At 63.8% G+C, this 20,581-nt stretch carries 18 protein-coding genes; 7 read left to right on the top strand and 11 right to left on the bottom strand.

What is annotated here, in order from left to right; translation table 11 throughout:
- The first annotated feature begins 3 nt into the window (after nucleotides 1-3).
- The gene (locus tag GJ700_RS18600) at nucleotides 4-402 is read left to right on the top strand and encodes a type 2 periplasmic-binding domain-containing protein (protein WP_154376753.1); all 399 of its coding nucleotides are present in this window, start codon (nucleotides 4-6) and stop codon (nucleotides 400-402) included.
- Nucleotides 403-513: 111 nt separating this feature from the next.
- Here the strand turns inward: GJ700_RS18600 and GJ700_RS18595 are convergent, their stop codons facing one another.
- The 3 genes from GJ700_RS18595 to GJ700_RS18585 are packed head-to-tail and all read right to left on the bottom strand — an operon-like array spanning nucleotide 514 to nucleotide 2,846.
- Nucleotides 514-885, bottom strand: coding sequence for a helicase (locus GJ700_RS18595; protein ID WP_154376576.1), 372 nt, complete (start codon nucleotides 883-885; stop codon nucleotides 514-516).
- 5 nt (nucleotides 886-890) lie between these two features.
- Nucleotides 891-1,736, bottom strand: coding sequence for an alpha/beta fold hydrolase (locus tag GJ700_RS18590; protein WP_154376574.1), 846 nt, complete (start codon nucleotides 1,734-1,736; stop codon nucleotides 891-893).
- Nucleotides 1,737-1,796: 60 nt separating this feature from the next.
- Nucleotides 1,797-2,846 (bottom strand): alpha/beta fold hydrolase, encoded by a 1,050-nt coding sequence (locus tag GJ700_RS18585; RefSeq protein WP_154376571.1) that lies wholly within the window; start codon nucleotides 2,844-2,846, stop codon nucleotides 1,797-1,799.
- Between the two features lie 284 nt (nucleotides 2,847-3,130).
- Between GJ700_RS18585 and GJ700_RS18580 the strand changes: the two genes are divergently transcribed.
- Nucleotides 3,131-3,949, top strand: a complete 819-nt coding sequence (locus GJ700_RS18580; protein ID WP_154376569.1) for an oxidoreductase — start codon at nucleotides 3,131-3,133, stop codon at nucleotides 3,947-3,949.
- A gap of 48 nt (nucleotides 3,950-3,997) precedes the next feature.
- Here the strand turns inward: GJ700_RS18580 and GJ700_RS18575 are convergent, their stop codons facing one another.
- Nucleotides 3,998-4,714, bottom strand: coding sequence for an NAD(P)H-dependent oxidoreductase (locus tag GJ700_RS18575; protein ID WP_154376568.1), 717 nt, complete (start codon nucleotides 4,712-4,714; stop codon nucleotides 3,998-4,000).
- A 124-nt stretch (nucleotides 4,715-4,838) separates the two neighbouring features.
- On the opposite strand from GJ700_RS18575, the gene GJ700_RS18570 reads away from it, so the two are divergent.
- Nucleotides 4,839-5,819 carry a GlxA family transcriptional regulator gene (locus GJ700_RS18570; RefSeq protein WP_154376566.1) on the top strand — a complete coding sequence of 327 codons (981 nt, stop codon included), beginning with the start codon at nucleotides 4,839-4,841 and terminating at the stop codon, nucleotides 5,817-5,819.
- A gap of 2 nt (nucleotides 5,820-5,821) precedes the next feature.
- On the opposite strand, the gene GJ700_RS18565 is transcribed toward GJ700_RS18570, so the two are convergent.
- Entirely contained in the window at nucleotides 5,822-7,204 is a 1,383-nt protein-coding gene (locus tag GJ700_RS18565; protein WP_154376564.1) for a YfcC family protein, read from the bottom strand.
- Nucleotides 7,205-7,211: 7 nt separating this feature from the next.
- Entirely contained in the window at nucleotides 7,212-8,327 is a 1,116-nt protein-coding gene (locus tag GJ700_RS18560) for a succinylglutamate desuccinylase/aspartoacylase family protein (protein ID WP_154376562.1), read from the bottom strand.
- Nucleotides 8,328-8,493: 166 nt separating this feature from the next.
- Between GJ700_RS18560 and GJ700_RS18555 the strand changes: the two genes are divergently transcribed.
- The 4 genes from GJ700_RS18555 (at nucleotide 8,494) to GJ700_RS18540 (ending at nucleotide 15,735) form a co-directional block, all read left to right on the top strand.
- Nucleotides 8,494-9,450, top strand: coding sequence for a MurR/RpiR family transcriptional regulator (locus tag GJ700_RS18555; RefSeq protein ID WP_154376560.1), 957 nt, complete (start codon nucleotides 8,494-8,496; stop codon nucleotides 9,448-9,450).
- 77 nt (nucleotides 9,451-9,527) lie between these two features.
- The gene (locus tag GJ700_RS18550; protein ID WP_154376558.1) at nucleotides 9,528-12,308 is read left to right on the top strand and encodes a TonB-dependent receptor; all 2,781 of its coding nucleotides are present in this window, start codon (nucleotides 9,528-9,530) and stop codon (nucleotides 12,306-12,308) included.
- A gap of 10 nt (nucleotides 12,309-12,318) precedes the next feature.
- Nucleotides 12,319-13,578, top strand: a complete 1,260-nt coding sequence (locus tag GJ700_RS18545) for a cyanophycinase (RefSeq protein WP_371868027.1) — start codon at nucleotides 12,319-12,321, stop codon at nucleotides 13,576-13,578.
- A gap of 150 nt (nucleotides 13,579-13,728) precedes the next feature.
- Nucleotides 13,729-15,735, top strand: coding sequence for a TonB-dependent receptor plug domain-containing protein (locus GJ700_RS18540; protein WP_195763933.1), 2,007 nt, complete (start codon nucleotides 13,729-13,731; stop codon nucleotides 15,733-15,735).
- 134 nt (nucleotides 15,736-15,869) lie between these two features.
- Here GJ700_RS18540 and GJ700_RS18535 read toward each other — a convergent pair whose 3' ends face one another.
- The 5 genes from GJ700_RS18535 to GJ700_RS18515 form a co-directional block, all read right to left on the bottom strand.
- The gene (locus GJ700_RS18535; RefSeq protein ID WP_154376552.1) at nucleotides 15,870-17,375 is read right to left on the bottom strand and encodes a tripartite tricarboxylate transporter permease; all 1,506 of its coding nucleotides are present in this window, start codon (nucleotides 17,373-17,375) and stop codon (nucleotides 15,870-15,872) included.
- 1 nt (nucleotide 17,376) lies between these two features.
- Entirely contained in the window at nucleotides 17,377-17,838 is a 462-nt protein-coding gene (locus GJ700_RS18530) for a tripartite tricarboxylate transporter TctB family protein (RefSeq protein WP_371868026.1), read from the bottom strand.
- A 101-nt stretch (nucleotides 17,839-17,939) separates the two neighbouring features.
- Nucleotides 17,940-18,914 (bottom strand): tripartite tricarboxylate transporter substrate binding protein BugD, encoded by a 975-nt coding sequence (locus tag GJ700_RS18525; RefSeq protein WP_154376550.1) that lies wholly within the window; start codon nucleotides 18,912-18,914, stop codon nucleotides 17,940-17,942.
- A gap of 156 nt (nucleotides 18,915-19,070) precedes the next feature.
- Complete coding sequence (locus GJ700_RS18520; RefSeq protein ID WP_154376548.1) at nucleotides 19,071-19,958, bottom strand: flagellin N-terminal helical domain-containing protein; 888 nt, start codon at nucleotides 19,956-19,958, stop codon at nucleotides 19,071-19,073.
- A gap of 144 nt (nucleotides 19,959-20,102) precedes the next feature.
- The gene (locus tag GJ700_RS18515; RefSeq protein ID WP_154376546.1) at nucleotides 20,103-20,465 is read right to left on the bottom strand and encodes a cupin domain-containing protein; all 363 of its coding nucleotides are present in this window, start codon (nucleotides 20,463-20,465) and stop codon (nucleotides 20,103-20,105) included.
- Nucleotides 20,466-20,581 lie beyond the last annotated feature (116 nt).

Genomic DNA, 20,581 nt, shown 5'->3' with positions numbered 1-20,581 from the left:
GATATGGGTAAATTGCTGCTGGCAGCGGGGATCTGGCTGGCCGCCGCACCAGTCTTCGCGACAGAAATCGTGGTCATCGTCAATCCGAAGAATCCGGCCACCCGCATGTTCAGCGAGCAGGCCGGCCAGTTCTTCCTCGGCAAATCGGCTATGTTCACGCCGGTCGAACATGCCGATGGGCCGCTGCGCAACGAGTTTCACAGGAAAGTGCTGGACAAGGACACCTCGCAGGTAAAGGCGATCTGGTCCAAGCTGGTATTTACCGGTAAAGCCAATGCGCCCAGGGAGCTGGCGTCCAGCGCTGAAGTCAAGAGGGCAGTCGCGGCGGATGTCAACGCCATCGGCTACATCGAGAAGTCCCAGGTGGACGATACGGTAAAAGCGGTACTGACCGTTCCATGAGGAGCAAGGGCGCCGACGAAGGCGCCTTCACTCACTTTTTCAAAGTGCCCGCGCACGTGCACTGGGGCCCGCCCCGGCGGGATTGTACATTGGCGTTGCCGGATGGCGTGGTTACGCGTGACCGGGTTGCAGGAACTCGGTCAAGCCCTGGAACCACATGATTTCGACAAAGTCACCACTGAGGGAGAGATCCTCCGTACGCAAGCCGGTCAGGAAGGCTTCCTTGCTTTCCTTGGCCGACAGAATCGCAAACCCGCTGGCCGCATCGCGGAACGTCATGGTGAAGCCTGGCGCCCGGGTCAGGCCGGTGGCGGAACTGACCTTGCCGTCGGCGATGACGAAATGGCGGCCGGCTCCGCCCCGGGTCCGGATCTGGAACTCCAGGTTCTTTCCCCTGATATATTGGGCACAGGCCGGATTCTTCTTGACGGCCCGTTGCAACAGCTTGGTCAGGGCCCACAGTAAAAATTTGAATTTGAACATGGTGATCACTCGTCGAGGAATTGAATGGCGTGCTTCAGGAAGCGCTGCGGGAACTGGAATTGCGCGGCGTGGCCGGCATCCGGATAAATGAACAGTTGCGCGTTCGGGATGTTCTGGGCCATGTGCCAGGAATTGATGGTCGGGATCATCACGTCGTTGACGCCATTCAGGATGAAGGTCGGCTGCCTGATGTCGCGCAGGTGGGCGTAGGGGGCGGCTGCGTCCAGTTTCGGCAAGTAGTACATATTGGCTTCGATCTGCGCCTGGATGACCGCCGGCGAGCTGGGCGGATCCTGGTCGACGCGTTGATGGCGGCGCAGCCAGAACTCCCGCCCTGCCTGTTTCGCCGCCTCGGAACGGCCGAAGAACAGGAACAGGAAATCGTCGAGGGTCGGTACCGGGCGCGGCGCCGCTTCCAGTAAGCCGGGTTCCGAATCCGGATTCCCGCCGCGTGGACCTGTGCCAAGCAGCATCAGCTTGCGCACCAGGCCGGGATGGCGGCGCGTCAGGTCCTGGGCCTGGAAACCGCCCAGGGAGAAACCCAGCAAGTCGACCTGGGTCAGGCCGAGCGCGCGGATCACCGCTGCCGCATCGTCGGCCATGTGTTCGATGCGCGTGCGCGGCACCCCGGTGGATGAGGCAATGCCGCGGCCATTGTAAAGAATGACCTCACGGCCCTCGGCCAGGCCGTCGGTCATGAGTGGATCCCAGTGATCCATGCCTCCCCGAAAATGTTGGAGCAAGAACAGCGGCGGCTGTCCGGAGGCGCCGTTTCCCCAACGGCGGTAGGCGAATTTGTCCCCGTCCACTTCGATGAAGCGGGTGGGGGCGGTGAGGTGGGTATCGCTCATGGTCTGGTCTTTCGGTTGATTTGCGAAGTATCGCGGTGAATACGCCTGGTCCCGGCCGCGTCAGCGCGCCAGGAAATCCAGTGCCTCGGAGACAAATTTGGCATGGAACTGGAACACGCCGCCGTGTCCTGCATCGGGGTAGATGGTAAGGGTGCTGTTGGGCAGCCGCCGTGCCAGGTCGCGCGAATTCACCGTCGGTATCATCCGGTCCGCGTCGCCATTGACGATCAGGACGGGCTGCGTGACCACCGATAAGTCAGCCGGCTGCTTTTTCCCCCATGCCTGCAGGGCCCGCAGTTGCGCCATGTACGCGGCAATGGTGATCTCCTTGTCGCGGTTTTCCGTGCGCTCCTTCAAGCGCGCCAGGAATGCCTTGCCTGCTTCGATGCCGCCAGGCGTGCGGGTGAAGAACAGGAATTGCTTGGGATCCTGGCCTGTGAACAGCCCTTTGATCAGGTCGACATTGGCGACGCCGGCCACGTCGCTGATCCCTTCGCCACCGGCGGGTCCGGTTCCCGCCAGGATCATCTTGCGGACCAGTTGCGGTTCCTTCAGCACAATTTCCTGGGAAATCATGCCTCCCATCGAAAAGCCGAACAGGTCGACCCGCTGGTACCCCAGTGCCTTGATCAACGAGATGGCATCGTCCGCCATCTGTTCGATCGAGTCAGGTGATGCACCACCAGACGCGCCGACGCCACGGTTGTCGAAAACGATCACGTGGTGTTTGGCGGCGATGCCATCCACAACCCGCGGGTCCCAGTTATCCAGGACAGCGGCCAGGTGGTTTAGGAAGATAACGGGCGTGCCGCCATTCTGCTGGCCCAGTTCCCGGTAGGCGAAATTCACGCCGCCTGCGGCAACGAACCGGGTGGGAGCCTTGTTCCAGCCAAAGCCGGCAGTTTGCGCCGTCGGCACTGGATTGGTCTGTGGCGTGTCGGCGCCAGCGGCCGATGTGGCCAGCGGTGCAGCCAGGGCGCATGCCAGGATGCTTGCTAGCAGGAACTGGCGCTTCACAGCGGCACTCCTGGCAGGTCTGTCTTTTAAGGACCCGCCGAAGCTGCCTATCGCACTGCGAACAGGCGCGCAGATGACAATGTCTTTGCTCATATTTACATCCTCCAATGGTTGCTGGTCCGCTCAAAGGGGCGGGCGTGTGAAAAGCGCGGGAGCCAGTGAATCTCAAAATATGACGATCATCATAACATGATGATCGTCATATTTGTAAATTGAGATGTATTCCGAGTTTTAGGCAATGCCTCTGCGCATTTTTGGGAGTGATGATATGATGGGCGACATATAATGTTTCGTATGCAATAACAAACCTGGGGGCGACGCCAATCCCGCCAGATCGGCAACCCAGGGCGCAAAGCAGCTGTTTCAAAGGAGATTCAATGCATAGCAAGATTGCCGTTGTCACTAGTGCGTTGTCAGGCATCGGTGAGTCGACCGCGACCCGGCTTGCGCAGGCTGGCTTTAAGGTCTATGGTGCATGCCGTCCAGGTATACAAATGGCGCCGCGCAGCTACGAGATGCTTCCGCTGGATGTGACTTGCGAGGACTCCGTTCAGGCATTCGTGGCCGCCGTGGTTCGGCAGGAAGGGCGCATCGATCTGTTGGTGAATAATGCCCGTATTGGACTAACCCCGGCTGGAGCGGAGGAGAGTTCCCTCCAACAGGTTCAGGCGGTCTTTGACACGAACTTCTTCGGCTTGGTGCGCATGACGCGCGCGGTGCTGCCATACATGCGAGCCCGAAGCGCCGGCCGGATCATCAATATTGGGTCAGTACTCGGTGCGCGATCGGTGCCCTACGGGGCACTATACTCCGCCGCCATGCACGCCATCGTTGGGTACACGGAAGCCCTGGATCTTGAGCTGCGTGATTGGGGAATTCGGGCGATAGTCATCGAGCCCGCTTATACAGGCACGTCGTTCGATGCCGACATGGTGGAGCCTGACGCAAAGCTGGATGCATATCTTGGTGCACGTACCGTGGTAACGAGGCGTGTGCGGGACATCATGATGATTGCCGAAGGGCCTGAAGCAGTGGCCGACGCGGTGGTGAAAGTGGCGCAGGCAAAGCGGCCCAAAGCAAGATATGCGGTTGGGGGCGTGGCGACACGCATGCGTTTGCTGCGTGCATTCACGCCGGACAGCTTAACGGAATCCGGCGTGCGCAAGGATATTCGCATGTCGACGAAACTTGCGTAATCCATGCGATGGCGGACAATGGCGGGGCTCGCCTGGGCTGCCGCAATGTCAGATGTGGCTACCGTCCGTAAGCGGATATAGTTTGTCGTCAAACTGCGCCATGGAGGCAAACTGCATCGGCTTCAGAGTATCGATGGAGCGTAAGTGCATACGGTATTGTTCGAGTATGGAGACGCGTTCGTCCTGGCCGATATACGGCACGTGGTGCGCAACGAACGGCGGCAACACTGCCATGCCGGTATAGGCCAGTGTGCCGCGCAAGATCGGACGCAGCATGTCGTTAAGGTCACCGTGGATGCCGCCATCGACCAGCATGTGCGGCCGGCCTCCGATCGTGATGGCCAGCATGGCCTTCTTGCCGGCCAGGCCGCCCTGGTCGTAGAACCGCATGCCTCCATAGCAGACGCCTGAAATCAGCACGCGGTCGATCCAGCCCTTCATGATGGCGGGCATGGAAAACCAGTAGACCGGGAAATTGAAGATGATGAAGTCTGCACGAAGCAGCTTGTCCAGTTCGGCCTGGATATCGGGCGCCAACGTCCGGCGTTTGTAATTTTCCCGCTGTTCCAATGCGTAGACCAGGTAGTCGGGATTGGCCCGGGCGCCAAAGTCCGCGCCGCTGGCGACCGGATTCCAGCCCATGTCATACAGGTCGGAGAGTTCCACCGCGTGCCCTTGGGCACGCAGTTCGGCTAACGCGAGGTCCTTCATGGCAGCGTTGAAAGACTGGGGTTCGTGATGGGCGTGGACAATGAGTACATTCATGGCGTGGATTCCTTTAGTGAGCGTGGGTTCGACTGTAGAAGATTTCGTCCCGCTCATGAATGGGCGTAAATGACATATACTATGCCGATTACGCCAAGCCACTTTCTTGAGTTCCGAGTCCGCCATGCCGGTTGCCGCCATCCTGGGTTTTGATGACGTCTACGCTTCTGTCCTGGGCGGCTTTGCCGACATGCTGCAGGTTGCCAACGCGCACATGCGCAAGCAGGGAGCGCGTGACGCGGGGCTGTTCGAGTGGCAGTTCCTGTCCGTGGACGGGCAGCCGGTGCGGGCCAGCAATGGGCTGGAATTGGCGATGAGGCCGCTCCCGCCGCGCCGCCAGTTCGACCTGGTGTTCATCCCCAGCGTGCATTACCGCGGATGGCGGCCCTTTGAGTCTTTCCTGGGCCGGCAGCGGGAAGTGCGCGAATGGTTGGTCCAGCAATGGGAGCAGGGGGCTTGGCTCAGCGCCAATTGCACCGGCACCTTTCTGCTGGCCGACACCGGCTTATTGGACCAGCGGGTTGCCACGACGACGTGGTGGCTGGAACAGCAGTTCCGCGAGCGCTATCCCGATGTCGATTTGCAAATGCGCCCGGCGGTGACGGAGTCGGACCGATTGGTTTGTGGTGGCGCCCACGCGACGTTCTGGTTGCAGGCGGTACGCATACTGACCCACTTTGCAGGCAAGGCCATCGCGCTGCAGTGCGCGCGCAGCATGCTGATCGACCTGACGCAGACCACGCAGACGCCGTTGCAACCGCTGATCGGCGACCAGACCCACAACGATCCGTTGATTCACAAGGCGCAAAATTGGCTGCAGGATCGCATGACCGACGCTGTGCGGATGTCCGAGCTGGCGCAGAAGCTGGCCGTGAGCGAGCGTACCTTGATACGCCGTTTCAATGCCGTGTTGGGGCAATCTCCGCTCACCTATTTGCAGCATTTGCGGATCGATACCGCGCGTGCTTTGTTGGAAGCCGGTGACATGAGCATCGAGCAGATCGCACTGTATGTTGGCTACAGCGACGTCAGTTCTTTTTCGCGCCTGTTCCGCAAGCGTGTGGGGTTGACGCCAGGGGCCTATCGGGCGCGCCTGCTGACCTGACGCTACCAGCCCCACATGGCTGGCGGCGCCAGCAGCGCCAGCGCCAGCGCCAGGTAAATGGCCTGCAGCGGCAGCATCCAGCGTACCCACGTCAGCCAGGGAATGCGCGCCAGCGCCAGCACGCCGACCGTGATGCCGGAGGTCGGGATCATCGGCGTGGTCAGTTCGCCAAACTGGTACGCCAGTACGGCGGTCTGGCGGCTGATGCCGACCAGGTCCGCCAGCGGCGCCATCACCGGCATGGTCAGCGCCGCCTGCCCGGTGCCGGAATGGATAAAGAAGTTAATCACCGACTGAATCAGGAACATCTTTTGCGCCGCGAACGCGGGCACCGACGAGGCCACCAGCGGCGCCAGCGCGTGCAGGCCGCTGTCGATGATGTGCGCGTCGCGCGCCAGGATCAGCGTGCCGCGCGCCAGCGCGATGACGGCGGCGGTGCCGATCAGGTCCTTTGCCCCATGCAGGAACGTGGCCACCACGGTGTCGGTATCGAGCCGCGCCGCGTAGCCGGTGGCAATGCCCATTGCCAGGAACAGGGCGGCAATCTGGTCAATGTACCAGCCGAACCACACCACGCCGGCCACCATGGCCACCAGCGCCGCGGCGAACAGCGCCAGCACCAGCCGGTCGCGCGCCGTCATGCCGGCGTCGCCATCGAGGTCCAGGCCGCCGGCCGCGCGCAATGTCTGGTCCAATGCAAAGGTCGGGCTGCGGGCCGGATCGCGCCGGATGCGCCGCGCGTACCACATCAGGAAAACAATGGTGGCGCCGGTGGCCAGCACCCAGACCAGCAGCCGGTAAGCGATGCCGGAGAACAGCGGCACGCCGGCGATGCCTTGCGCCACGCCGACATTGAAGGGATTCAGAAAGGCCGCGGCGAAACCCACCTGGGAACCGACAAACGGGATCGAGACGCCGACGATCGAATCGTAGCCCAGCGCCAGCGCCAGCGGCACGAAGATCAGCACGAACGGTATCGCTTCCTCGTTCATGCCGAAGGTGGCGCCGCCCAGCGAGAACAGCGTGATAAAAATCGGCAGCAGGCCGTTGCGCACCAGGCGCGAATGCGCGTGGGCGCGGGCAATCGACTTGATCATCGCGTCGATGGCGCCGGTCTTTTGCAGCACCGCGAAGGCGCCGCCCACGGTCAGCACGAAGGCTATGATCTGGCCGGCCTCGGCAAAGCCGCGTACCGGCGCCATCAGCAGCGCGCCGAGTCCTTGCGGCTGGCTGGCAACGGGGCGGAAACTGGCCGGATCAATCTGCTTGCGGCCGTCGATCAGCTCTGTCGTATAGCTGCCGCCGGGCACCAGCCAGGTGGCGGCCGCAATCAGCGCGAGAATGGCGAAGATCAGCACATAGGTATTGGGTAGTCGCAGTTTCATCGTGTCCTCACTGGCTCAGCAATTGTCCGGAACGGTAAGCGGCCTGTCCGGCCACCTTGCCGATATTCATGCCGCGCAGCACATGGCGGTGCGCGCTGCGGGCAAAAAACACGCCCGCGACCGTGCAACGCACGGCGCTGGTGGCGCCGCTGACCGGATCGATGATGTCGGCGATGGCGTCGCCCGGCTGCAGCCGTTCGCCCAGCGCGCGGGAATACACCAGCACCCCTGCGTGCGGCGCGTACAGCGGTTCGACCCCTTCCAGCGGCGTGGCCGCGCACATGGCCGGCGGCAGCGCCGTGCCATCGCCGGCCAGCATCCCTTGCAATGCCAGGAACCGCAGCAACGCCTCGGCATCGCGGCGCGCCAGGCTGTAATCGACTTCGGATTCGCCGCGCAGCTCCACCGTGGCGGCAAAACACGCCGGGCCGAGCGGGACCAGCGGAAAATGGTCCTGCAACTCCCACCACAGGCGGCTGCAGGCTTCGTCGAACGGTTCGCCGCCGGCCGCGCGCGCCACCAGCAACGCGTGCGCGCCCAGCAGTTGCGCCAGCGGCATGGCGGCGTCGGCCAGCGCGGCGCCGGCATAGACGTGCAGCAGCGCCTCGTTATCGCAGTGCAGGTCCAGCACGATGTCGGCATCGATCGCCATGGTCAGCAACGCCAGTTTGAGCGCCTCGTCGTCGGTGCGCGGCTTGCGCGCGCGCAGCAAGGCCAAGGTCGTGTCGCGCACCGTCCGGATGTTGGCGTCCGCATCCCGGCCCAGCTTGCCCGCCAGCGCCGGGATCAGTTCCCCGGCCAGGTGCGGAAAGGCGCGGTTGAAGTTGACGCCGCCGGCCAGGTCGAAGCGGCCGAATGGCTGGCCATGAATCGCCTGCGCCAGCCCGATCGGATTGGCGGCGGGCACCAGGATGACTTCGCCGTTGATCCGGCCGGCTGCCTCCAGCGCCTGCAGTTGCTGGCGCAGGAATTGCGCCACCAGCATGCCGGGCGCCTCATCCGCATGCAGCGCGGCCTGGATATACGCCTTCTTGCCCACGCCGCGATGGCCGAAGTGCAGGCTGGTGAGGGTCAGCGCCTGGCTGGCGTCCGGCGTGGAAATACGATGGGTCTGCAGGTGCATAAAAATCCCTCGGGAAGTTGGGGTGCGGCGATTATGTAACTTTATTTTCACAAAGTAAATCGGTGAAAATAAAATTTCAAATCAGGGTTGAACATGGCGCGGTTTATGGGTACAGTGCTGATAACAAAAAATTTTCATCAAAGCACAAGCTGAAAAGAAACTTACAATGACCACGAACAAAGCACGCCGTGCCACGCCCTCCCTGCCATCGCCAGCGGTGGCCTTTGCCCAGTCCGAACTGGGACAGCAACTGGTGCGGGTGATGACGGAGGGTTCCGCGTCCAGCAAGGCGATTGCCGAATATTTGCTGCGCAACCATGTGCGCCTGGCGGCGCTGCGCATCGAAGAGCTGGCCGAAGGCTGCCAGGTCTCGACCGCCACCATCAGCCGCTTTGCCCGCGACATCGGTTTCCGCAACTTTGCCGCCATGCGGGCGGCGGTGGCGGAAGTGTTGCAAGGGGTGCTGCAGCCGGTGGAAAAACTGCGCAGCACGATCGAACGGCGCGATGGCGCCGGTGTGCCCGCCGTGGAAAGCCTCGAGTACGCGGCCGCCAATATCGCCGCCAGCGCCAGCGGCCTGCAGTTGGCCGAACTGGACAAGGTGGTGCACCAGCTGACCCGCGCCAGCACCGTCTATGTGCTGGGGTTTGGCCTGTCATCCTACCTGGCCGGCCTGCTGGCGCTGCACCTGCAACCGTTCTGCCCGCACGTGGTGGAAGTGGCGGGGCAGGGCGGCACGGAAGTCGCCGCCGGCCACCTGGCCAACATCACCGCCAAGGACGTGCTGGTGGTGATTTCGTTCCCGCGCTATGCGCTGGACGTGGTGCGCCTGGCCGGCTTCGCCCGCAGCCGCAACGCCTGCATCGTGTCGCTGACCGACGCGCCGGCTTCGCCACTGGCGGAACTGGCCGACCACGTGCTGTATGCGCCGGGCGAACACCCGGTGCTGTCGAGCAGTTCCGCTGCGGCGCTGGCCATGATCGAAGCGCTGGCGGTGACATTGATGGTATCGAACAAGGAAAACGTGGACAAGGCGGCGCGCCTGACCGAAGCGATTTCCGCCTATTTGTACGGCGCGGACGCGGGATCCGCGGCACGGCCGGGTAAGAACGCCAGAAAGTAGTCTGCCGGCAGCGACGGCGGGGCGCATCAGCGGTATCGCGGCGCGATACCGAATATAACCACTGAGAGGGAGTTGTCATGAGTCTGCATAACGCGACGGGCGGAGCTTTGCCTGAAAAAAGTGTGTTGTCCCGGTCCATCGGCGTGGCGCTGGGTGCGCTGCCGCTGGCAGCCTTCATCGGCCTGCCTGGCGCGGCCCACGCGCAGCAGGGCGATGCGCCGGTCCAGCGCGTGGAAATCACCGGCTCGTCGATCAAGCGCATCGATGCGGAAACCGCGTTGCCGGTGCAAGTCATCCGGCGCGAGGATATCGACAAGTCCGGCGTCACCACGGCGGCGGAACTGCTGAAAAACATCAGCGCCAATACCGCGCCGCTGTCGGATGGCGCCAGCATCACCGACGGCACGTCCGGCCAGCGCGGCTTCAACGGCGCCAACCTGCGCGGTATCGGCGTGTCGTCCACGCTGGTGCTGCTCAACGGCCGCCGCCTGGCCAATTTCGCCTCGCCCGGTGACAATGCCGGCGTCGACCTGAACAACATTCCGGCCGGCGCGGTGCAGCGGGTGGAAGTACTGAAAGACGGCGCCTCCGCCATCTACGGTACCGACGCCATCGGCGGCGTGATCAACTTCATTACCCGCAAGGACTACACCGGCGTGGACCTGAACGCGTCGATGGCCGGCACCCAGCATGGCGGCGCGGACAAGCGGACCGCCAGCATCAGCGCCGGCTACGGTAGCCTGACGGACGATCGTTTCAACGTGTTCGGCGTGCTCGATGTGCAGCAACTGGGGGCGCTGCGATCGAGTCAGCGCGATTTCATCAGGGAGCGTCCGCTGGCGGCGAATTTGCCGGCGCTGATGTCCAGCAATACCTATCCGGCCAACATCGACATCTCGTCGGCGCAGCGCGCCGCGCTGATCCGTGCCGGCCTGCTGCCGGCCGGTTCCACCGCCAGCCGCGTCAACCCCAGCGCGCCAGGCTGTGCGCCGCCGGCCACCGTGTATGCGCCCAGCGGTCCGGGCGGCAAGGCCGGCTGCAGCTACGATTACATGGAGGATACGGAGCTGTATCCGGAAGCAAGCAAGATCGGTTTTGTCGGCCGCGCCACGTTCCAGGTCAACAGCGATACCCAGCTGTTTGCCGAGCTGGTGCAATCGCAGGCCGAGAGCCGCTATGTGCTGAGCCCGAATCCACAGCGGATCCGCAACCTGCCGGTTGGCATTTTGCCGGCGGCGTACCGCGCCGCGCTGACCGGCGCCGGACTGCCAGCCACCTTCAGCGGCGTACGCTACCGCATGACCGAGGCGGGCAACCGCACCAACGAAGTCACCAGCGACGCGCAGCGCCTGGTGTTGGGCGCCACCGGCGCGGCGGCGGGCTGGGACTATGACGTGGGCCTGTCGCGTGCGCAAAACAAGGCGGTCGACCACTACGTGGACGGCTACGTCCTCTACGACAAGTTCGATGCGGCGGTGCGCGCCGGCACTGTCAATCCGTTCGGTCCGTCCACGCAGGCGGGACGGGACTTGATCGACAGCATCAAGGTCAATGACGCGGCGCGCCGCTCCAAGGGGGTGTCCACCGCGCTGGACGGTAAGATGTCCCGGCCGCTGATGGCGCTGGCGGGCGGCGACCTGGCCGTGGCGCTGGGCGCCGAGCTGCGGCGCGAACACATGACGTTTGCCCCGTCGGCCCTGTTGCTGTCGAATAATATCGCGGGCGACCGCGATTCCGGCCTGGCCGCCGGCTCCACCACGGATTTAAAAGCCACGGACGACCGCCGCCGCGTGGCGTCGGTATACGGTGAGCTTAATGCGCCCCTCTCCAAAACGCTGGAAGTGCAAGTGGCGCTGCGCCATGACCGCTACAGCGAAGTCGGCAGCACCACCAATCCCAAGCTGGGCGTGCGCTGGCAACCGGTGCAGCAACTGGTGTTGCGCGGTTCGGCCGGCACGGGCTTCCGCGCGCCGTCGCTGTCGGACTTGAAGCGGCCCACCACGTATGGCAGTGCATCGAGTTTCCTGACCGATCCGCAATGCGTCAACAGCGGCCTGGACAGTATCGATGGCTGCACCGACCAATGGCCGGTGGAGCGCCGCTCCAACCCGGATTTGAAACCGGAAAAGTCGCGCCAGTTCTCGCTGGGCGCGGTATGGGAAGCCACCAGGCAGCTGACGTTGACGGCGGACTACTGGAACATCCGCAAGTCCGACGTGATCAGCACCCTCGGCGAGCAAATCATTGTCGACAACCCATCCAAATACAACGGCAAATACATCCAGCGCGACGCCGATGGTTTTATTACCAACATCCTGCTGCGCAAGGAAAACCAGGGCAAGTTGAACACGTCGGGCCTGGACCTCGGCTATGACTACAAGGGCGCCGCGACGGACTATGGCCGCTTCAGCAGCAATTTGAGCGGCACCGTGATCCTGAAATATGACCGCCAGTTCGGTCCGCTGGAAGCCACGCGCAGCAACCTGGGGCTGTTCCTCAACGACCAGGTGATCCAGCGCTGGCGCCACCGTATCAGCTTCGGCTGGGACCAGGGACCGTACAGCCTGACGCTGGCGAACCAGTTTTCCTCCGGCTATACCGACCAGAATACGACCTACGATCCGTCCGCCGACAAGCTGCTGCCGGCGCGCCGCGTGAAAGCGTATTCGCTGTGGGACCTGACGGGCAGTTGGGCCATCAGCAAGCAATTGAAACTGCGGGCCGGTGTGCTGAACCTGGCCGACACCGCGCCGCCGTACTCGAACCAGGCCTATTACTTCCTGGCCGGCTACGACCCGACCTATACCGACCCGCGCGGACGCAGCGCCTTTGCCAGCGTCAGCTATGCGTTCAGGTAAGCACTCCCGCGTGACCCGGCCGCTGGCGGCGGTGGCGCTGGTCGGCGGCGCGCTGCTGGCGGCACTGGCGCACGCTGCCGCATTGCCGGAGATCCCGGCCGGGGCCGGCGTGCCGGCTGGCGCGCTGGTGATCATCGGCGGCGCGCTGCGCCCCGATAACGCCGCCGTCTGGCGCCGTGTGGTGGCGCTGGCGGGCGGCCCGGGCGCGCGTATTGCCGTGCTGCCTGCCGCGGCCGGCAATCCGGCACTCGCCGGCGCCACCACGGCGGCGCTGTTGAAACGCTACGGCGCCACGCCGTTCGTCGTGCCGCTGGCGCCGCGCCTGGACGGCAGCGACTACCGCAAGGTTGCGGACGATGCGGCCGTGGCGCGGCAGGTCCGCGCCGCGGGCGGCGTCTACTTCGTTGGCGGAGAGCAGCTGCGCATCACGCAGGCGCTGCTGCGCGACGACGGCTCCCGGTCGGCCGTGTTGCAAGCCATCTGGGACCTCTACCGGCGCGGCGGCGTGGTGGCCGGTACCAGCGCCGGCGCCGCCATCATGAGCAGCACGATGTTCGCTGACCCGCCCGCTACGCTGGCGTTGCTGCGGCAGGGCCTGGAGCCTGGCAGGACCGTGGCGCCCGGCCTGGGCTTTATCGGCAACGACGTATTCATTGACCAGCATTTTCTGGTGCGGGGCCGCTTCGCGCGCATGATACCGGCCATGCTGGGCACGGGCTACCGTACCGGCATCGGCATCGATGAAGACAGTGCCATCGTGGTGCGCCGGCAGCGCCACGTGGAAGTACTCGGTTACAAGGGCGCCTTGCTGGTCGACCTGGCGCAAGCGCACACTGGCCCGGGCGGCGCCGGCCAGCCGCTCAGCATCACCGACGTGGCGCTGAGCTACCTCGACCATGGCGACCGCTATGACCTGGCGACGGGCCGGCACGTTCCCGGTCCCGACAAGGGCGCTGCGCAGGCGCCAGACACGGCCGGACACCGGAGCCCGGTCTACAGCAACGATATCCTGGGCAACAATGCGGTGCTGGACGTGATGGAAAAACTGGTCGACAGCGACCAGCGGGAAGCGATCGGCATCGCCAGTGGCGATCCGCGCCTGCCGGGGCCGCAGCCCGGCTTTGCGTTCCGTTTCCGGCGCAGTGCCGGCACGATGGCCTGGCCGTCGGGCGCCACGCGGGCGTGGTCGATCCGGGACGTGCGCCTCGATATCGCGCCAGCGGTGTCGAGCGTGGTGCTGCCGGCGGCGGAGCCGGAGAGGGCCCGCTGATCCAGCCTGCGATCTGTCCAAGACAGGATGGCACATTTGTTGCTTCTACAGCAGAACTACAATGTTGGCATTGGTTTAACTCAATGCATCATAGTAAACTGCGGGAACGACAATGTTTCTGTTCCCCATGACTCGTCACAAGGTATTCCCATGCGCAGGCTGATCGCCATCCCGCTGATGTTCGGGCCGTGCGCCCATGCGGAACAGCCGGACGTCGACCTGACGTCGATGTCGTTCGAAGACCTGGGCAAGCTCGATGTCAGTGCCACGTCGTTGCTGCCGGCCACCTGGCTGTCCACGGCGTCCACCGTCACGGTGCGCTCGCCGCGCGACTGGGAGCGCAGCGGCGCGCGCCGCACTTATGATGCGCTGGGCGATATCCCGGGCGTGTTCGTGATGCCGCATACCAATGGCAACGCCATGCTGGCGATCCGCGGCTATGCGCGCCTGACGTCGTTCACCGGTGCGGCCGTGATGCTCGATGGCGTGCCGTTGACGGACCTGTACCGCTCGTCGCCGCAATACAGCATGCCCGCCATTAACCTGGGTGTGCTGTCGCAAATGCAGTTGATCCAGGGGCCGGGTTCGGCCCTGTATGGCAGCGATGCGTTCCACGGCGTGCTGGCGCTGCGCACGCATGGGGCCGATGAGACGGGCACGGAAGGCAGCGCGACCCTGGGCAATGGCGGCTATTACGAGGCGGCGCTGCGCAATACGCAACCGCTGGGACCGGACGGCCACTGGAGCATGGCGTTCGCCGCCAACGGGCAGGGCGACCAGCACATGAGCGCCACGCGCCCGAATCCGGCGGGCGGCGCTCCGATCGTGGTGGAACGCGACAACAGTTTCATGGCGCAGACCGCCGTGGTGAAGGCGTCGCTGGCGCGCCTGGGCGGCTGGACGTGGCAGGGCGGCCTGTACCTGCACCGCTACGGTTCGGACAATTTCCAGGGACTGGGCTCGCGGCTGGCCGGGGCGCAAGACCTGGGCGGCGTCGATACCCGCTTCGCCATGCTGCAGGCGGGCGGCACGCGGCAACTGGGAGAAGATGCGTCGCTGGAAGTCAAAGCCTATGGCTGGTGGATCGATAATTCGCTGGCGAACCGGTTGCAGTCGGGCGGCACGACCGTGCAGCGCGACCTGGCCAGCCGCCAGGACCGCATCGGCTTGCAGGCGATCTACCGCGACAACCTGCCCGCGTGGCGTACCGGCTGGGCGCTGGCGCTGGGCGCCGAACGCCTCAATGTGCGCGACGTGCACACCACCGTGCACAGCCTGGCCGGCGCGTTCATCAGCACGACGCCCAATTTGTCGTCCGGCAGCGTGCGCGATGTACGGAGCGCGACGCTGGAATTCAATTCGCGGCTGGCGCAATCGTGGCGCGCCGTGTACGGCGCGCGGTTGGACGACTATTCCGACTTCGGGCGCCATACATCGCCCCGCGCCGGCCTGATTTACCAGCCGGCCGAGGCCAGCGCTATCAAGCTGCTGTATGGCCAGGCGTTCCGCGCGCCGTCCGCGGCCGAGCGCAACGGCAATATCAATACCGTGCTGGGCAATTCCAACCTGAAGCCGGAAACCATCGATACCACGGAGCTGGTGGCGCAGCACCAGCAGGGCAATGCGTTGTGGCAGGGCAGCCTGTTCCGCTCCTCGTGGAAAGAGGGGATTGCCATCGTGTTCCGGCAGGATTTGCGCATCAACCAGTTCCAGAATGTCGAGAGCAACCGTGCCCATGGCGCCAGCGGCGATTTCACGCTGCGCGAAGGGCCGTGGCAGTTCGGGCTGGGCGGCGCCTGGGTCAGCAGCCGCAACGCCGTCAGCGGCGCGCACTACAACATTTTCCCGCGCACGTCGGCCACGGCGTCGCTGGCCCGCAGCGTGGCGGACGGGGCGGGGCAGATCAGCATTGCGCAGCGCTGGATGGCCGGGTTTGACGACATCCCTTCTGGCGATATATTTAAACCCACGCACTTGCCGCGCTATGCGCGCACCGACGTGACGTACAGCCACCAGTATTCGAAACAGCTGGCGCTGACGTTCGTGGTGCGCAACCTGTTCAACCGCGATAACCGGCAACCGTCGCCGCTGGGATCGGTGGGCGGGATACCGGACGAGCGCATCAACGCGACGTTGCGGGCTTCCTACCGCTTTTGAGTTCACCACAAGCTCATACGGCAACGCAATGCAGGCAGGCGGCTTTGTAAAAGCCGCCCTACGTGCGTCACCGCAAGCCCACACGGCAACGCAATGCAGGCAAGCCGGTGTTGTGAAAGCCCGTCCGGTTGCGGTTAGTCGTCCTCGTGGAACGCTTCTTCGCGCTTTTTGCGCAGTGAAGGCGACAGCACCACGCACAGCGCCGCGGCCGCCAGCACCAGCATGGTGGCGCTGATGGGGCGGGTGACGAACACGGTCGGGTCGCTGTGCGACAGCAGCAGGGCGCGGCGCAGGTATTCCTCCATCATCGGGCCGATGATAAAGCCCAGCAGCATGGGGGCCGGTTCCAGGTCCAGCTTGGCGCAGGCATAGCCGAACAGGCCGAACAGCGCCATCAGCCACACGTCGAATTCCGCATTGTTCAGGCTGAACACGCCGATCGCGCAAAACATCAGGATGCCCGGGTACAGCAAGTGGTAGGGCACCATGATCATCCGCACCCACAGGCCGATCATCGGCAAGTTCAGGATCACGAGGAACAGGTTGCCGATCCACATCGACACGATCAAGCCCCAGAACAGCGCGGGCTGCTCCGTCATCACGGCCGGACCCGGCTGGATGCCCTGGATGATCATGGCGCCGATCATCAGCGCCATCACGGGGTTCGACGGGATGCCGAGCGTCAGCATGGGAATGAACGACGTTTGCGCGCCGGCATTGTTGGCCGATTCCGGCGCCGCCACGCCTTCAATTGCACCCTTGCCGAATTGCGCCGCGTTCTTCGAGACTTTTTTCTCCACCGAATACGACGCGAACGACGCCAGCATGGCGCCGCCGCCCGGCAGGATGCCCAGCGCCGACCCCAGCAGCGTGCCGCGCAGCACCGGCGCGATGATGCGCTTGAAGTCTTCCCTGGTCAGCATCAGCCCCGACACTTTTTTCATGATCAGGCTGCGCGATTCGTCGTGTTCCAGGTTACGGATGATTTCGCCGATGCCGAACATGCCCATGGCGACAATGACGAAGTTGATGCCGTCCGCCAGTTGCGGCATGTCGAACGTGTAGCGGGCGGCGCCGGAATTCACGTCGGTGCCGACCAGTCCCAGCAGCAGGCCCAGGATCACCATGCCGATGGCTTTCAGCAGCGAGCCGCTGGCCAGCACGACGGACGCCACCAGCCCCAGCACCATCAGCGAGAAATATTCGGCCGGGCCGAATTTCAGCGCCAGTTCCGCCAGCGGCGGCGCAAACAGCGCCAGCAGGATGGTGGCCACCGTGCCCGCAAAGAACGAACCCAGCGCGGCCGTCGCCAGGGCCTTGCCGGCATGACCCTGGCGCGCCATCTGGTAGCCATCGATGGCCGTCACCACCGACGATGATTCGCCCGGCAAGTTGACGAGGATGGCCGTGGTGGAACCGCCGTACTGGGCGCCGTAATAAATTCCCGCCAGCATGATCAGCGACGAGATGGGCGGCAGCCCGAACGTGGCGGGCAGCAGCATGGCGATCGTGGCGACCGGACCGAGGCCGGGCAGCACGCCGACCGCCGTGCCGACAAACACGCCGATCAGGCAATACATCAGATTGGTCAGCGTGAAAGCCGTGTCCAGGCCCAGCGCGAGATTGGCAAAGATTTCCATGTCAGCCTCCCAGCCATGGGCCGAAGATGGGCATTGGCAAGCCCAGCAGTTTGACGAACAGCAGCGCGCTGAACGCGGCCAGTCCCACGGCGATCAGCAAGCTGTGCCCCAGTTTGAAGCTGGGGCTGGCATAGGCGCTCAAGACCACCAGCACGACGATGGCCGGCGCCAGCCCCGCGCCCCGCATCAGGACGCCGAACAGCACGACGGCCGCCAGGATCAGCAGCAGGCTTTTCAAGTGAAAAGTGCCGATGGCTTCGCCGGCCCGCAGCAGTGAACGGACCACGGACGCCACGCCGATCAGCGCCAGCAGCCCGCCCAGGATGGTGGGGAAGTAGGCCGGTCCCATGCGTCCGGCGGTTCCCATTGGATAGTCCTGGCCGATCACGACGGCGGCCAGGCCAAAGAAAATGAAAATAATGCCCGCCCAAAAGTCCTTGGGGTGGCGGATGAATGTCGGCACGATACTGTCTCCCCGTTATTGTTATAAACCGGCGACGGGCTTGACAGTCGCGCCCGCCGTCGCTTACCGCGTTGTTCAGCTGGCGTATTCAGTCTGCGTATTTAATCTGCATAAGCGCCGGCCTTGGCGATGATCGGGCCCCAGCGGTCGATTTCCGACTTCAGGTGCGCGCGCAGCGCTTCCGGTTTGGCGCGGGCTTCGGCCACCGGTTCCGTGCCCAGGTCGGCAAAGCGCTGTTTCACGGCCGGGTCTTTCAGCGCCACCTGCAACGCGCCGGACAGCGCATCGATCACCGGCTTCGGCGTGCCCTTCGGCGCATACAGCCCGTGCCACACGGCCACTTCAAAGTTCGGCAAACCCGCTTCATTCAGGGTCGGCAAATCCGGCATGTTCGGCAGGCGGGCCTTGGTGGTCACGCCATAGGCCTTGATCTTGCCGCCCTTGATCTGGCTGGTGGTGTTGGTGGTCTGGTCGCACATGAAGTCGACCTGGCCGCCCAGCAAATCGTTCATGGCCGGGCCCGTGCCCTTGTATGGCACGGTGGTCAGGTCCGTGGCAATCGCCGTCATGAACAGCATGCCGCACAGGTGGGACGCGGAACCGATGCCGGCATTCGCATACGTCACCTTGGCCTTGTTGGCTTTCACGTAGGCCAGGAATTCCTTGAAGTCCTTGGCGGGGAAATCCTTGCGGGCAACCAGGGTCATCGGCACGTCGGTCACCAGGCCGACCGGCTCGAAACTGTCGATGGCGTTATAGGTGAGCTTGCGGTACAGCGCCGGGGCGGTCGAGTGGCCGATGTGGTGCAGCAGCACCGTGTAGCCGTCCGGCGCGGCCTTGGCCACGCGCGCCGCGCCGATCGTGCCGCCAGCGCCGCCGACGTTTTCCACGATGATGGTCTGCTTGAGTTTTGCGCTCATCGATTGCGCGACCAGGCGCGCCACGGTATCGGTCGGGCCGCCGGCCGCGAACGGCACCACCATGGTGATGGTCTTGGTTGGATAGTCCTGTGCGTGCGCCACGGCGCCGCCCAGCAGCATCAGCATCGCGGCGCTGCGCAAGAGAGTGGTTTTCATTCGGTGTCTGCCTCTATGGGTTTTATTAAAACAGGTGGCGCTACTGTAGAGTACGCCATAGCGTGAGCATCGCACGATTGCGCGGATTTTTGTGGGTTTTTTGCCAATAAAAAACGGGCGCAACCCGTGCGCCCGTCATTGAGGGGAAAGCAGACCTTATTGCAGCAGCGACAGCACCAGCGACGACTGGCTGTTGCTCTGCTTGAGCATGGCCGTCCCGGCTTGCAGCAACATCTGGCTCGACATCATGGTTGCGCTCTCGTCGGCGAAGTCGACATCCATGATGCGGCCGGATGCGTTTTTCGTGTTGTTGACCATGTTGGACAAGTTTTGGTACACGTGGTCCAGGCGGTTGGCGGCGGCGCCCAGCGATGAGCGCACGTTCGACACGGATTCGATGCCGGTGTTGAGGGCGGTGATCATGTCGTTGGCGCTGTCGGCCGTGGCGATCGCCGTGCCGGCACCGGCGCCGACGGTGCCGTCCGCCGAGAACACGTGGCCGCTGTTGGTGGCGGTCAGGTTGGTGTGCATGGTGGCCAGCTGGGCCGACAAGTCTTGCGTCATGACTTCGGTTTCCGCCGAGCCGATCTGGAAGTTGATGGCGACCAGGAATTTGCTGTCGGCTTTGCTGGACAGCAGGGTGGTGCCGCCAAACGACGTGTTGCTGACGATGTTGGTCAGTTCGTCCGTCAGCGCATCGTATTCCGACTGCATCGCGGTGCGGTCAGGATCGGTGGCGGAACCGTCGGCCGCCTGCGTGGCCAGGTCTTTCATGCGCACCAGGATCGCCGTGGTTTCATCCAGCGCGCCGTCGGCTGTCTGGATCATGGAAATCGAGTTTTGCGTATTGCGCATCGCCATCGACATACCGCTGGTCTGGGCGCGCAGCCGCGTCGCGATTTGCAGGCCGGCAGCGTCGTCCATCGCGGAATTCACGCGGTATCCGGTGCCCAGGCGGGTCATCGAATTGGACAGGCGGCTGTTGGTGCGCGAAATCGAGTTTTGTGCGGACAGCGTGGCAGAGTTGGTATGAAGGCTCAGCATGGTGAAAGCTCCTGTTGTCGATTTGAGGTTCTGTTTGAGTACCTTTCAATCTCACAAGACGACCGTGGCTGCGGGGCCATTAAACGGCTGAGTCAAACATAAATAAATTCAATTTGGATGGATTTCTCGATAGGGAAATTCCTATCAGACCTTCCGTTCGACGATAACGTAATGTTTTTTCACGGGTTCCAGCACTTCAAACACCCCCTGGAAGCCGCCCGGGATCACCAGCGCATTGCCCGGACCCGCTTCGACCGCATGGCCCTGTTCGTCGATCAGGCGGCAGCGGCCTTCCGTGACGAAAAAGAATTCATCCTTGTTGGCGGGGAAGGCGATGCGCCAGCTGCCCACTTCGCAGGCCCAGATGCCGGCATCGACTTCGCCGCTGGCGTTGGTGAAATGGTTCCACGTGGTGCGCTGCGGGTTGCCGGACTGGCGGCGCTCCGCGCGCGGATGGTCAAGGACAGGGGCGGGCGACTGGGCGGCGAAATCGGTAATGGCGGGCATGAGGCGATGATGCAAAGGTTGAAAGGACGAGATTGTACCCGCGCCCGGCCGCTATTCCGCGCGTTAATTCGGGCCATGTGCCTACACTGGGACATTCAGATGTGCAGGAGGGGGAT

It is taken from the genome of Pseudoduganella rivuli, from assembly GCF_009674485.1.
Classification (GTDB): Bacteria; Pseudomonadota; Gammaproteobacteria; order Burkholderiales; family Burkholderiaceae_D; genus Rugamonas; species Rugamonas rivuli_B.
The sequence above is the reverse complement of the archived record's forward strand: the minus strand, read 5'-3'. Positions and strand labels throughout refer to the sequence as shown.